The 14,347-nt window shown below is 74.2% G+C and carries 4 protein-coding genes; all 4 read left to right on the top strand.

Annotation, left to right across the window (positions count from 1 at the left end):
- The first annotated feature begins 1 nt into the window (after position 1).
- From solA to ACFY1H_RS17895, 4 genes are read left to right on the top strand one after another with little or no spacing between them, the layout of a single operon-like run.
- On the top strand, positions 2–1,186 hold the full coding sequence (gene solA, locus ACFY1H_RS17910; protein WP_386947557.1) for an N-methyl-L-tryptophan oxidase: 1,185 nt from the start codon (positions 2–4) through the stop codon (positions 1,184–1,186).
- Between the two features lie 36 nt (positions 1,187–1,222).
- Positions 1,223–1,486 (top strand): phosphopantetheine-binding protein, encoded by a 264-nt coding sequence (locus ACFY1H_RS17905; RefSeq protein ID WP_366582926.1) that lies wholly within the window; start codon positions 1,223–1,225, stop codon positions 1,484–1,486.
- Between the two features lie 57 nt (positions 1,487–1,543).
- Positions 1,544–10,537, top strand: coding sequence for an amino acid adenylation domain-containing protein (locus tag ACFY1H_RS17900; RefSeq protein ID WP_386947554.1), 8,994 nt, complete (start codon positions 1,544–1,546; stop codon positions 10,535–10,537).
- Positions 10,527–14,321, top strand: coding sequence for a type I polyketide synthase (locus tag ACFY1H_RS17895; RefSeq protein ID WP_386947552.1), 3,795 nt, complete (start codon positions 10,527–10,529; stop codon positions 14,319–14,321). Before ACFY1H_RS17900 ends, ACFY1H_RS17895 begins: the two co-directional genes overlap by 11 nt.
- The last annotated feature ends 26 nt before the right edge of the window (positions 14,322–14,347 follow it).

The following is a 14,347-nucleotide window of genomic DNA, read 5'->3' as shown; positions in this document are numbered from 1 at the left end:
CATGCCCGACAATCGCTCGCCCGACCTCGGCCGCCCCGAGGTGGTGGTGGTCGGCCTCGGGATCTGGGGCGCCATGACGCTGTGGCGGCTCGCCGCCCGCGGCGTGCGGGCTGTGGGGGTCGAGCAGTTCGACATCGCCCACGCGCGCGGCTCGTCCCACGGCGGGACGCGGATGTTCCGCGAGACCTGCCTGGAGAACGAGGCGCTGGTGCCGACGGCCCGCCGCTCGCTCGAGCTGTGGCGGGAGCTCGAACGCGCGACGGGCACCCGGCTGGTCGAGGACACCGGCGGGCTGCTGATCGGCCCGCGCGACGGACGCCAGGCGGGGGCGACCCTCGCGTCGGCGCAGGCCCACGGCGTCGAGGTCGAGGTGCTCGTGCCCGGCGAGCTCATGCGCCGTTTTCCAGGCCACGCCGGGATTCCCGACGGGCACGTGGGCGTGTGGGAGCCGTCTGCGGGAGTGCTGCGGGCCGAGGAGTCCGTGCGGGCCGCGATCGCGCAAGCGGAGCACCACGGCGCGACGGTGGTGAGCGGAACGCGGGTGCTCGGCGTCGAACCCGAACCGGGCGGCGTGCGGGTGCGCACCGCGTTGCGTGATCTCGTGGCCGACCAGGTCGTGCTCACGCCCGGGTGCTGGCTGCCCGGGTTCGCGCCGGGCCTGGGGTTGCGCTCGGTCCACCTGCCGATGACGTGGTTCGCGCCGCGCGGCGACCCGGCGCTGTTCAGCCGCGAGCGCTTCCCCGTGTTCATGCGCGAGATCGACGCGGACACCGTGCTGTGGGGCCAGGGTGACGGCGATCCCCGCCACGTCAAACTGGGCCTCGAACCGGGGCCCGAGCCGGCGCCGTACGACCCGGTGAACGGCGACCTCGCCCTCACGAGCGCGGTGTGGGACCGGCTCGGCGAGGTGCTGCCGACCGCCGTCCCCGGTGTGGAGCGCTTCCCGTCGAAGGTCCTCAACTGCGGGATCACGACGACCGCCGACGGCCAGTTCGTGCTCGGCGCCGCGCCGGAGGACCCGCGGATCGTGCTCGCGGGCGGCTGCAACGGCTACGGGTTCAAGCACGCGGCCGGAATCGGCGACCTGCTGGCGGACGTCGTGCTCGGCGCCGCCGATCGCACGCCACTGCCGTTCGCCGCGCCCGGTCGCCTCGTCGCAGCCGAAGCAACGGCCGCGCAATTCTGAGGAAATCCCCAAGGTCTTCGAAACTAGCGTGGAGCCATGAGTCCCGATCCCGCTCGCGTCCCCGAGACGTTCGACGAACTCCTGGCCGCCCTCACCTGGGCGGCCGGCCTGGAGGACGAGGAACTCCTCCCCGACGACAACCTCTTCGAGCTCGGCCTCGACTCCGTGACGCTCAACCGGCTCGTCGGGTCGTGGCGCGCCGCGGGCGTCCGCGCCTCGCTGGTCGACTTCCTGGAACGGCCCACCCCCGAGCAGTGGTGGGAGATCGTGCGGGAGTCCGGGGTCACGACCGCGAGCTGACGCACGGCCGCCACCCGCTGGGTCCCCGCATCCCGACGAAACGTGGAAGGTAAGCCCATGCCCGACCGTGCTGCCGAGTCGTGTCCGCTCACCGCACCGCAAGCCGGGATCTGGTTCGCGCAGCAGCGCGACACCACCAACCCCGTCTTCACCACCGGGCAGTACGTGCGGCTGCCCGCGGGCACCGCGCCGGAGCGGTTCGCCCGCGCGGTCGAGCAGGCCCTGGGCGAGGTGTGGGGGCTCGCGGTCACCGTGACCGCCGAGGGTGAGGTCCCCGTCCAGCGCCGGACCGGGGTGGCGCCGCGGGTGGAGGTCGTCGACCTCGCCACGCAGCCGGATCCGGAAACGGTTGCGTTGAACCGGATGCGCGCCGATCTCGCCCGGCCCACGAACGCTGAGCTGGTGCGGGAGGTGCTGTTCACCTGGCCGGGCGGTGCCGTGTGGTTCCACCGCTGCCACCACGTGCTGCTCGACGGCTACGGGTTTTCCTTGGTACTGCGCCGGATCGAGGAGATCTACGAGGCCCTGCGCACGGACACCACACCCGGCGAGCACAGGTTCGGCGAGCTGGGCGCGTACCTCGACGAACAGGACCGCTACCTCGACTCCGAGCGGCCCGCGGCCGACCGCGCCTACTGGCTCGAAGCCCTGGCCGGGATCCCGGCGCCGGTAAGCCTGTCCGGCACGCGGCCCGAGCCCGCGCGCGGTGCGCCGCTCAAAGCGACGGTCGACGAGCTGCCGTCGCTCACCTCGCTCGCCGAACAACTGCAGGCCACGACCGCGGACCTCGTGATCGCGGGCGCGGCGGCGTACCAGCACCGGCTGACCGGGGTCACCGACGTGGTCCTCGCACTCCCGCTGGCCCTGCGGACCGGCACGGCCGCACGGCTGCCCTCGACCACCGTCAACGTGCTGCCGTTGCGGCTCCGGGTGGCAGCCGGCGACTCCGTCGGCGAGCTCGTGGCCCGGTTGCGCGAGGCGATGCGGGACCTGCGCCGGCACGGCCGCTACCGCATCGAGGACATCCGCCGCGACCTCGGGCTCGTGACCGCGGAGTCGGAGCTCACGACCACGCAGGTCAACATCAAGAGCTACCGCACCGTGCTCCGGCTGCCCGGCGGGACCAGTCCGGTCGTGGACCTCTCGCCGGGCCCCGTCGACGACATCGCGTTCGTCGCCGGTCTGGCCGAGGACGGGGCGCTCACCGGGCTGGAGGTCGAGGCCAACGCCCTGCGCTACGACGAGCCGACGGCCCGGGCCCACGGGCGCGGCTTCGCCCGCCTGCTGGCCACGCTCGCGTCGGCCGAACCCACCACGACGGTCGGCGAGCTGGATCCCGTCGGGCCGGTCTACGACGACCTCGCCACCGGGCTCCGCGAACGCGACCTCGCCGCCCGGGCGGCGGTGCTCCGGCCGCCGGCCGAACCGTTGCGGCTGGGCGGAAACACCACCGACGAGTACCAGGAGCAGTCTGTTCCGGTGCGGTTCCCCGCAGCACTGGACCAGGCGGCCGAACGGCTGGGCGCCGAGCGCGACGACGTGGCACTGGCCGCGTTCGCCGCGCTGCTGCTGTGGTACACCGGCCAGGAGGACCTGACGCTCGGTGTGTCCTCTGTGGACGGCAAGATTCTGCCCATCCGGCTTCGACCCGAGGCGCGGCTGAGCTTCACGGACCTCGTCGCGGCGACGGCGGCCGACACCGCCCACGCCCGCGAGCACAGCCGTGCTCCGCTCGACGAGCTGGCCCGGCGCGTCGGCGAGGACACCGCGTTGTTCGAGCGGGACCTGCGCCTGGAGCAGGATCGGCTGGTCTACAACGGACTGCGCTTCACCGAAGAGCGCATGGCCACCATGGCCACGCACTTCGAAACGATCCTCACCCAGCTCGCCGAGCGGCCCGAGCAGCCCGTCAGCGCCCCCGACCCGCTGACCGAGGCCGAGCGGCACACGCAGCTCGTCACCTGGAACCCCGGCGACGCCTCCTATGCGGAAACCCCGGTCCACGAACTGATCCGCCGCGCGCGACCGGACGCCATCGCCGTCACCGACGGCGAGACCGCCCTCACCTACGCCGAGCTGCTGGCCGACGCCGAGACCATCGCACGCGGCCTGCTCGCCCACGGCGTGCGGCGCGGTGAGCTCGTCGCGCTGCTCGTCGACCGGGGCGCCGACCAGGTCCGCGCGATGCTCGGCACCCTGCTGGCCGGCGCCGCGTACCTGCCGATCGACCCGGCGATCCCGGTGGCGCGCAAGGAATTCATCCTCGCCGACTCGCAGGTGCGGATCGCGGTGTCCGACGGCGCCGAGCGTTTCGACGGGCAGCTGCTCGCCCTGCGTGACCTCCTGGCGCAGCCGACCACCGACGTGGTGCTGCCCGAGGTTCCGCTCGACTCCCCCGCGTACTGCATCTACACCTCCGGCACCACCGGCACGCCCAAGGGCGTCGTCCTCACCCACCGCAACCTGGCGCGGCTCGTGGACAACGACGCGTTCCCGTTCGACTTCGGGCCCGCGGACGTGTGGACGATGTTCCACTCCTACGCGTTCGACTTCTCGGTGTGGGAGCTGTTCTGCGGCCTGGTGCACGGCGGCCGCGTGGTGATGGTGTCGCCCGAGCAGACCCGCGACCCCCAGCTGTTCCTCGACCTGCTGCGCCGCGAGCGGGTGACCGTGCTGAACCAGACGCCGAGCGCCTTCACGCGCCTCGTGCGGATCGGTGCCGAGCTGCCGGACCTGCGCTATGTGATCTTCGGCGGCGAAGCGCTGCAGCCGCGGCTGCTGGCCGGGTTCGCCGAAGCGCACCCGCGCGTGCGGCTGGTGAACATGTACGGCATCACCGAAACCACCGTGCACGCCAGCATCCACCCGGTCACCGCCGAGGATCTCTCGTCCGGCGCGAGCGTGATCGGTGGCCCGATCCCGACGACGAAACTGTTCCTGCTCGACCGCCACACCGGCCGCCGGCTGCTGCCGGTGGGCGCGGTCGGCGAGATCCACGTCGGCGGCGCGGGCGTGGCCGGCGGTTACCTGGGCCGCCCGGAGCTGACGGCCGAGCGGTTCGTGCCCTCGCCGTTCGGCGACGGGACGCTGTTCCGCAGCGGCGACCTCGCCGCGTACACCGAGGACGGCTCGCTGCGCTACCTCGGCCGCGCCGACGCCCAGATCCAGCTGCGCGGCTACCGCGTCGAGCCCGGTGAGGTGCAGGCGTGCCTGGCCGAGCACCCGGCCGTCGCGGAGTCGGTGGTGTTCGCCGAGGACCAGCAGCTCGTCGCGGTGGTGCAGAGCCGGCAGCAGGTGTCCGCCGACGAGCTGCGCGCGCTGCTCGCCGCGAAACTCCCGGCGTACCTGGTGCCCTCGCTGTTCCACGTCGTGCCGCAGATTCCGTTGACGGTCAACGGAAAGGTCGACCTGGCCGCGCTGCGGGCCGAGGCGGCCCGCCGGACGTCCGCGGCCGCTGTACGCGAACCCGGGAACCCACGGGAACGCGCGCTCACCGAGATCCTCGCCAAGGTGCTCGGGGCCGAACGGCTCGGGCCGGACGACGACTTCTTCGCCGCCGGCGGCCACTCGCTCACCGCCGCCCGCGCCGCAACCGAGATCCGTGCGCAGTTCGGCGTGGAGATCGGCGTCGCGGACGTGTTCGACACCCGGACCGCCGCCGGTCTCGCCACCCGCCTGGACACCGCCCCGCCCACGCGCGCGCCGCTGCGCCCGGTCGCCCGCCCGGCGCGGCCGCCGCTGTCGCCGGCCCAGCGCGGCCTGTGGTTCCTGAACCAGCTCGACGGTGGCGCGACCTACCACATCCCGCTCGTCCTGCCGCTCACGAAGCAGGTGGACGTGGACGCGCTCCGAGCCGCGCTCGGCGACGTCGCCGCCCGCCACGAGAGCCTGCGCACGGTGTTCCCGGCCGATTCCGGCGTGCCCTACCAGGAGATCCGCGAGCCCGGGCCCGTCGCGTTACCTGTCGTCGACTGCCCCGCCGAAGAGATCAGCGCGCACGTCGCCGCGGCCTCACGCCAGCACCTCGACCTCACGCGGGAGCCGGGGTTCCGCGCCGGCCTGTACGGACCGGCCGGCGGGGCGCGCACCCTGGTCCTGCTGCTGCACCACCTCGTCGCCGACGGCTGGTCGCTGCGGCCGCTGGCGCAGGACCTCACCACGGCCTACGCCGCACGCGCCGCGGGCCGCGCACCGGAGCTGCCCCCGTTGCCGGTCCAGTACGCCGATTTCGTGCTGTGGCAGCAAGATCGCCTCGACCCGGCGGGCGGCGGCGCGGCGGCGCGCGACGAGGAGTTCTGGCGCGCCACGCTGGCCGGGCTGCCCGACGAACCCGCGCTGCCCGTCGACCGGCCCCGCCCGGTTCGCCCGACCGGCCGCGGCGGCGCCGTGGACCTCACCGTGGACGCGGCGGCGCACGAAGCGTTGCGGCAGCTGGCGCGGGCCCACGACGTCAGCCTGTTCACGGTGCTGCACGCGGGGCTCGCCGCGTTGCTCACCGGCCTCGGCGCCGGCGAGGACCTCGCGATCGGCACCCCGGTCGCCGGGCGGCACGACCGGGCTCTCGACGAGGTGGTGGGCCTGGTGACCAACACCGTCGTCCTGCGCACCGACACCTCGGGGTGCCCGGCCGTCGCCGAGTTGCTGGCCCGCCTCCAGGCGGGTGACCGGGCGGCGTGGGCGCACGAGGATCTGCCGTTCGAACAGGTGGTGGAGCTGCTCAACCCGCCGCGCGTGCCGGGCCGCCACCCGCTGTTCACGGTGATGCTCGCGCTGCAGAACAACGCGGCGGCCACCGTGTCGCTCGGCGGGCCGCCGGTGCCACTGCGCCCCAGCGCGACCGGCACCGCGAAGTTCGACCTGTTCTTCGACGTCACCGAGCACACCGACGAGGCCGACGAACCCGCCGGCCTGACCTGTCACGTCGAGTTCGCCCGCGACCTCTTCGACCCCGGCACGGCGCGGCTGCTGGCCGAAGGGCTGGTCACCGTCCTGGCGCGGGCCGCCGCCGAGCCGGGCGCCGGCATCGACAGTCTCGTGCCGGAAGGCCTGCTCGCAGCCCGGACGCCGGAGCCCGAAGCGCCCGACACGGATCTCGAAGCCCGCTTGCGCGCGTTGTCCGCCGTCGCGGACGTGGCCGTGACCGACGTCGGCGTCTGGGTCGTCCCCGCCCGCCCCGGCGCGGACGACGACGTACGCCGGCTGCTCGGCGACCAAACGAGGGTGACGGCCGTGACCGCGTTGCCGCGCACGGAGGACGGGCACCTGGACGTCGCCGCCCTGAACCGGTTGCCGATCGTCGACGAGGTCGCCGCCGACGCCTGGCGCACCGCCCTCGCGGCGGTGCCCGGCGTGCGTGCCGCCACCGTCACCCGCGACGAGATTCCCGAAGACCTCGAAGCTCTCCCCTTGGCGACCCGGGTCCGCGCCGCAGTGGAGGAATCGCCCGCCGCGCCGAGCGTCACCAGCGACAAGCTGTCGCTGTCGGAAGGCCCGGAGCTGCCCGCCGCGGAGGTCGACGGCTGGGGCGACGCGCTGCGCCGGGCGGCCACCCGCGGCGAGCACGCCGAGATCGTGCACGTGCGTGCCGACGGCTCGGAGACCCGCCGCACCTACGCGTCGGTGATCGAAGAGGCCAACCACGTCCTCGGCGGCCTGCGGGCGCTCGGCCTGCGCCCGGGCGACAAGATCGTGCTGCAGTGCGAGGACACCGAGGACTTCGTGGCCGCGCTGTGGGGCGCGATCGCCGCCGGCGTCACGGTCGTGCCGCTCACCGTGCCCGGCACCTACGCCACCGACTCCGCGGCGTCGAACAAGCTCGACGGCATCTGGCGCATGCTGGGCCGGCCGATCATCGTCACGTCGGCGGCGAAAGCCGAGGGGCTGCGCGCGTTCGGCGAACGGCGCGACTGGCCGGATCCCCGCATCGCGACCGTCGACGACCTGCGCACGGGCGACCCCGCCGAGGACTGGCACCGCGCGGACCCGGACGAGCTGCTGCTCATGCTGCTCACCTCCGGCAGCACGGGGCTGCCCAAGGCCGTGCGGCTGACGCACGGCAACGTGCTGAGCCGGGCCGTCGCCGCGACCGTCACCAACTCCCTGACCGAGCACGACGTCTCGCTGAACTGGATCCCGCTCGACCACGTCACCGGCGTGGTGATGTTCCACCTGCGCGACGTCTACCTCGGCGCCCGCCAGGTGCACGCGCCCACCGGCTGGATCCTCGAAGACCCGCTGCGCTGGTGGGAGCTGGCGGACCGCTGGCGCGCGAGCGTCACCTGGGCGCCGAACTTCGCGTTCGGCCTCGTCGTGGAGCAGGCGGACCGGCTGGCCGGGCGCGGCTGGGACCTGTCCCCCGTGCACCTGATCATGAACGCCGGCGAGGTCGTGGTCGGCGCGACGAACCGCCGCTTCCTGCGGGCGCTGGCGCCGTTCGGGCTCCGGCCCGACGTGCTGCACCCGGGCTGGGGCATGTCGGAGACGTGCTCGGTGGTCACCGACACCGTCCTCGCCGCCGAAGCACCGCCTGGCGGTGACGAGACGTTCGTCAGCTGCGGGCGGCCGTACCCGGGTTTCGCGATGCGCGTGGTCGACGACGAGCTGCGGCTGCGGCCCGAAGGCGAGGTCGGGCGGCTGCAGGTCCGCGGCACGTCGGTGACCTCGGGCTACCACGACAACCCGGGCGCCAACGCCGACTCGTTCACTGCCGACGGCTGGTTCGACACCGGGGACCTCGCGTTCCTGCGCGAGGGCGAGCTGTACATCACCGGTCGGGTCAAGGACGTCATCATCGTCAACGGCGTCAACCACTTCAGCCACGAGATCGAGGCGTGTGTGGAAGAGCTGCCCGTGGTGGTGCGCTCCTTCACCGCCGCGGTCGCCGTGCGCGCCGACGCCGCGGCGGGCACCGACCAGCTCGCCCTGTTCGTGCACCTCGCCCCCGGCCACGACACGGGTGAGGCCGCGGCGGCCGCGCTGCGGGCGATCCGCGGCAAGGTGGCGCGAGAGGCCGGGGTGGCACCCGCGTTCGTGCTGCCCGTCGAGGCGGCGGCGATCCCGAAGACCGAGATCGGCAAGATCCAGCGGACCCAGCTGCGCAAGCGGTTCGAGGCCGGCGAGTTCGCGCAGGCGGTGCGTGACGCCGAGGTGCTGGCCGGCACGGCGGCGACCGTGCCGCACTGGTTCCTCCGTCCTCAGTGGACACCGGTGCGCCGCCCACGCACGTCCGTCGGCGCGTCGGTGCTGATCGTCACCGCGGGTGCTCGAGGTACGAGGCTCGCCGAGCTGATCTCCGCCCGCGTACGCGCTGACGGCGGCCTCGCCACGACGGTTTCCGCCGGCCCGGCCTACTCGCGCACGGATGCCGCGCGGTACACGGCTCGCGTCGCGGACTCCGGCGACCTCGGGGCGCTGGTCGACCGGCTCGCCGCCGACGGGCGCGGTCCCGAGCGCATCGTGCACCTCGGTCCGTGGGACGCCTGCGGTGAGGCGTCGGTGCTGGCGCTGTTCAGGGTGCTGGCGCGGTCGGACTACGAGGTCGACCTGCGGGTGGTGACCGACGGCTCCCCGGAACATGCGTTGTTGACCGGGCTCCTGCCCTCGTTGCGCGACGAGCGGCCCGGTCTCACCGCGGGCACGATCGCCGTCCCGGGCGGAGTGGACGCGGCTGAGTTGATCGCCGAGGAGCTCGCCGTCGCCCCGGCCGACGCGGAGGTCCGCCGGCAGGGCGGCGAACGCCTGGTCCGCCGGTTGGTCCCGGTGCCGGTGCCTTCGTCGGTGACCGCTCCGTCCTATCGGGACGGTTTCGTCCTCGTCACCGGTGGGCTCGGCGGAGTCGGTGCCCGCGTGGCGGAACACCTGCTCACGGCTGAACCCGGCGTCCGATTGCTCCTCATCGGGCGGACGGCAGACGCCGATATCGAGACCCTGCGCAAGCTCGGCGAAGTCCGTTACGCCGCTGCAGATGTCACTGATCCGACGGCAGTGGAAAGCGCGGTGGAAGCCGCGTCGGAAGCGTGGTCGGCTTCGCTCACCGGCATCCTCCACCTCGCCGGGACGATCGACCGGCGGCCCGCGACCGACCTCGACCCCGTGACCTGGCGGGCGGCGATCGCGGCCAAGGTCGACGGCGCGACCGTCCTCGACGGACTCACCCGGCGGCACCCGGTGCGGTCGTTCGTGTCGTTCTCGTCGGTCAACGGCACCTTCGGCGCCGCGTTCAGCGCGCCCTACGCAGCGGCGTGCGCCTTCCTCGACGCACTGGCCGTCGAGCAGCGCGCCCGCGGCCTCGATGCCCAGTCGCTCGCGTGGAGCACCTGGCGCGACACCGGCATGAGCGAGGGCGACGAGCTGGCCGCCCTCGGCGAGACGCGCGGCTACCGGGCGCTGGACGTCGAGACCGCACTGCGCTCGTTCGACCTCGCCCGCGGCCTCGCCGAGCCGGCGGTGCTCATCGGCGCCGACCGCCGGGCCGACGGGATCCGCCGCCTCGTCGACGGTCCCGCCCGGGCGCGGTACCGGCTCGCCGCGCGCGTCGAGCTGGACGACGGTGCCGACCTCGGTGTGCTGCACGAGACCGCCGTCGCGGCGGCGACCCACGCATCCGGCGGCATCGCCGAGCACGGTGCGGTCCTGCGGGCCGCGGGCACCTCGACCAGCGAGTCCACTTCGGACGCTGACACCGGGGATCGCGTAAACGCGTTGGAAGAAGCCGTGCTCACGGTCTGGCGGAAGGTGCTGGGCCGCGACAAAGCCGGCGCCGCGGACAACTTCTTCGACCTCGGCGGCCACTCGCTGATGCTGGTGCGGGCCCAGGCCGAGCTGAACGAGGCGCTGGGCAGCGCGCTCACGGTGGTCGACCTGTTCGCCCATCCCAGCGCCCGCGCCCTCGCCGCGCACCTGGTGACCCGCTCCGACTTCGCAGCGCCCGACAGCGATCGCGGCACCGCGAAGCCCGGCGGCCCGCTCGGCCGCGCCCGCGAACAGGCCCTGCGCCGCCGCGAAGCGCGCTCCCATCGCAACCGGAAGGGGAAGACGTCGCATGCCGAATGAGGACGAGACGGCCGAGCTGGTGGCCGTGATCGGGATGGCGGCGCGCTTCCCGGGCGCGGACACGCTGGAGGAGTTCTGGGCGCTGCTGAGCGAGGGCCGCCACGGCGTCCGCGACATCAGCGAACAGGAGTTCCTCGACGCGGGCGGCGACCCGGCCGATCTCGCCGACCCGGAACTCGTGCGCAAGGCCGCGATCCTTCCCGATCACGACCGTTTCGACGCCGCGTTCTTCGGCTACGGCCCGGCCGAGGCCGAGCTGATCGACCCCCAGCAACGGGTCCTGCTGGAGACCGCCTACCACGCGCTGGAGGACGCGGGGTACGCCGACGGCCACGGCGACCACGTCGTCGGCGTCTACGCGGGAGCCGGCGACAGCCGCTACTACGCCGACAACGTCCACCCGCGCTTCGCCGGCGAGCCGAACTCGGTGGGCCTCGCGCACACGGCCACGGCGAACTCCCTCGGCACGCTCGCCACGCGCCTGTCCTACGACCTGGCGCTGACCGGCCCGAGCGTCTCGCTGAACACCGCGTGCTCGACCGCACTCGTCGCGGTGCACACCGCCGGCGAGGCCCTGGCCGCCTACGCGTGCGACATCGCCGTGGTCGGCGCCGTCTCGATCGACCCGCAGGCGCTGCGCGGATACCGCCACGTGCCCGACGGCCCGTACTCCCCCGACGGGTTCTGCCGCCCGTTCTCCGCGGACGCGGCCGGGACCGCAGCGGGCGACGGCGCCGGCGTGCTCGTCCTGCGGCGGCTGGCCGACGCGCTGGCCGACGGCGACCGGATCCGCGCCGTCCTCCGCGGCTCGGCGATCAACAACGACGGCCGCCGCAAGGTCGGGTTTTCCGCCCCGAGCCCGGCCGGGCAGTCCGAGGTCATCGTGGCCGCGCAGGTCGCGGCGGGTATCGAAGCCGACACCGTCACCTACGTCGAGGCCCACGGCACCGCGACGCGCCTCGGCGACCCGATCGAGGTCGCGGCCCTCACCGAAGCCTTCCGCGAGACCACCGACCGCAGCCAGTACTGCGCGCTCGGCTCGGTGAAGAGCAACATCGGCCACCTCGGGGCCGCGGCCGGGATCGGCGGGCTCGTGAAAACCGTGCTGGCGCTGGAAAACGAGACCATCCCGCCGACGCTGCACCACGCCGCGCCCAACCCGCTCATCGACTTCGCGAGCACACCGTTCCGCGTCCCGACCGAGCCGGAGCCGTGGAAGAGCGACGGCCCCCGGCGCGCCGCGGTGAGCGCGTTCGGCGTCGGCGGGACCAACGCCCACGTCATTCTCGAGGAGGCGCCGCCACGCGCGGAACGCCCGGCGCCGCCGTCGGACGAGTGGACGGTGCTGCCGGTGTCGGGGCGCACCCGTGACGGGCTCGAAGGCCAGCTCCGGCGGCTCGGCCGGCACTTCGAGACGCACCCCGAGCTGTCCGTGGCCGAGGTGGCCCGCGCCCTGCGTGCGCGTCGTTCGGGCGCCCACCGCTGGGCTGTCGCCGCGAGGACCGCAGCGGACGCCGCCACGGCCCTCACCGCCGCGGTGGTCCCGGAAACCGCCCGGCCGGTCGGCGAGGAACCGCCGGAGGTCGCCTTCCTGCTGCCCGGCGGCGGCACGCAGTACGTCGGCATGGGCGCCGAGCTGTACCGCGAGGATCGCGCGTACCGCGAAGCCGTCGACCGGTGCGCCGCGATCCTGCAGCCGGTGCTGGGCCACGACATCCGCACGACCCTGCACGACGAGGCCGACCCGTTCAGCGTGGAGTCGTTCCTCGCGCTCGCCGTCGTCGAATACGCCCTCGCGGCCTCCCTGATGGCGAGCGGGGTCCGGCCGAGTGCGCTGCTGGGGCACTCCCTCGGCGAGTACGTCGCCGCGTGCCTGTCCGGCGTGATGACCCTCGAAGAGATGCTGCCGCTGCTGGCCACGCGCGTCCGCCTGATGATCTCGGCGGGCGGGGCGACGGTAAGCGTGGCACTGTCCGAACAGGACACCGCACCGCTGCTGGACGAGCGGCTTTCCTTGACCGCCGTGAACTCGCCGGCTTCGTGCACGGTGGCCGGGCCCGCCGACGCCGTGGACGCGCTCGTCGAACGGCTCGTCGCCGACGGCGTCACCCACCGCCGCATGCGCCTGCCCGCCGCCGCGCACTCCGCCGTGCTGGACCCGGTGCTGGACGACCTGGCTGCGGCCTTCCGCGGCGTCGCGCTGCGGCCGCCCCGGATTCCCTACGTCACCAACGTAACCGGCACCTGGGTCACCGCCGAGCAAGCCACCTCGGTCGAGCACTGGGTCGCGCACACCCGCCGCACAGTCCGCTTCGCCGACGGCGTGGAGACCCTGCGCGCCGGCACCGACCCGGTGCTGGTGGAGATCGGCCCGGGTGACGTCCTCTCCCGGCTGGCCGCGGCCGTCGGCGACGGCCGCCCGGCTCGCGCCACCGTGCCGACCATGCGTCACGCGCGAGCCACCGGACCCGACGCGCGCGTGCGGACGGAAGCCCTGGCCCGCCTGTGGTCCGCCGGTGCCGCGGTCGACATCGGTGCCGTGCCGGACGAACCCGTGTCGCGCGCCGCGCTGCCCGACCTCCCCGGCTACGCCTTCGCCCGGGACCGGCACTGGATCGACTCACCCGCCGTCCGCGCGCTCGGCACCACAAACCCGGAACCGCGCGAAAACGTCCGCGACACCGCGTCGCGGCGCACCCCACGGCCGGCGCTGCCCGTGCCCCACGTGCCGCCCGGCACCGACCTGGAACGAGCGGTGACGGCCGAGTGGGAGGCCGTGCTCGGCGTCGACGGGATCGGGCTCGACGACAACTTCTTCGACCTCGGCGGCGACTCGATGCGGGCGGTGCTGCTCGGCGGCCGGATGCGCAACGCCGGTGTCCTCGACGTGCCGGCCGCCGCCCTGCTCGCGACGCCCACGATCGCCGGGCTGCTCGACCGGACCGGGCGCGGCGGCGCCGTCGGACAGGAGGCCTTCGCGCCCGTTCTGCCGATGCGCGAAGGCGGAGACCTGCCGCCGCTGTTCTGCGTGCACCCCGTGAGCGGCGTCGCCTGGCGCTACGCGGGGCTGCTGCCGAACCTCGACCCGCGCCGGCCCGTCTACGGGCTGCAGGCCCTCGGCCTCGACGGCACCCGGGCCGCCGCGGCGGACGCCGGCGAGGTACTGCGCGACGCGCTGGAGCGGATCCGCGAGCTGCAGCCGCACGGGCCCTACCACCTGCTCGGCTGGTCGTTCGGCGGCGCGGTCGCCCACCGCCTGGCCACGGCGCTGGAAGACGCCGGCGAGGAGGTCGCACTGCTGGCCATGCTCGACACGCCGCAACCCGACGTTGGCGCGCTGGACGGTCAAGCGGTCGAAGCGCAGGCCGCCGCGCTCGTGCTGCGCCTGGCCGGCCTCGACGTGCCTGCGCCGGCCACAGTCGACGAGTCGCTGGCCCTGCTCGACTCGTCGCACCGGGACCCCGACGCGGTGCCCGGCACGCTCACCCGGGACGAGGCCATCGCCGTGGCGAAGGTCGTGCGCAACAACCTGCGGATCGCCCCCGAGCTCGTGCCGGACCGGCTGCGTGGCGACGTGCTGTTCGTCAGCGCCACCGAGGTCGGCGCCGACGAGCCCGAGGTCGCGGGCGGTCCCGCCGACCGGGCCGCGGCCTGGCGCCCGTTCGCGGGCGGCGTCTTCGAAGAGGTGCCGCTGGCCTGCTCGCACTACGCGTTGACCGACTCCGGGCCGATCGCCCGGATCGCTGAAGCGCTGGAAGCGCATCTCCGGCGCACGGGCCGGTAATCCGACCGTCCACTCCGAACCCGAGG

This window comes from Amycolatopsis sp. NPDC001319, assembly GCF_042896185.1.
GTDB lineage: Bacteria > Actinomycetota > Actinomycetes > Mycobacteriales > Pseudonocardiaceae > Amycolatopsis.
The sequence above is the reverse complement of the archived record's forward strand: the minus strand, read 5'-3'. Positions and strand labels throughout refer to the sequence as shown.

Coding starts and splice junctions, on each gene's coding strand:
- ACFY1H_RS17900 (WP_386947554.1), top strand. CDS start 1,544: ATGCCCGACCGTGCTGCCGAGTCGTGTCCGCTCACCGCACCGCAAGCC.
- ACFY1H_RS17905 (WP_366582926.1), top strand. CDS start 1,223: ATGAGTCCCGATCCCGCTCGCGTCCCCGAGACGTTCGACGAACTCCTG.
- solA (WP_386947557.1), top strand. CDS start 2: ATGCCCGACAATCGCTCGCCCGACCTCGGCCGCCCCGAGGTGGTGGTG.
- ACFY1H_RS17895 (WP_386947552.1), top strand. CDS start 10,527: ATGCCGAATGAGGACGAGACGGCCGAGCTGGTGGCCGTGATCGGGATG.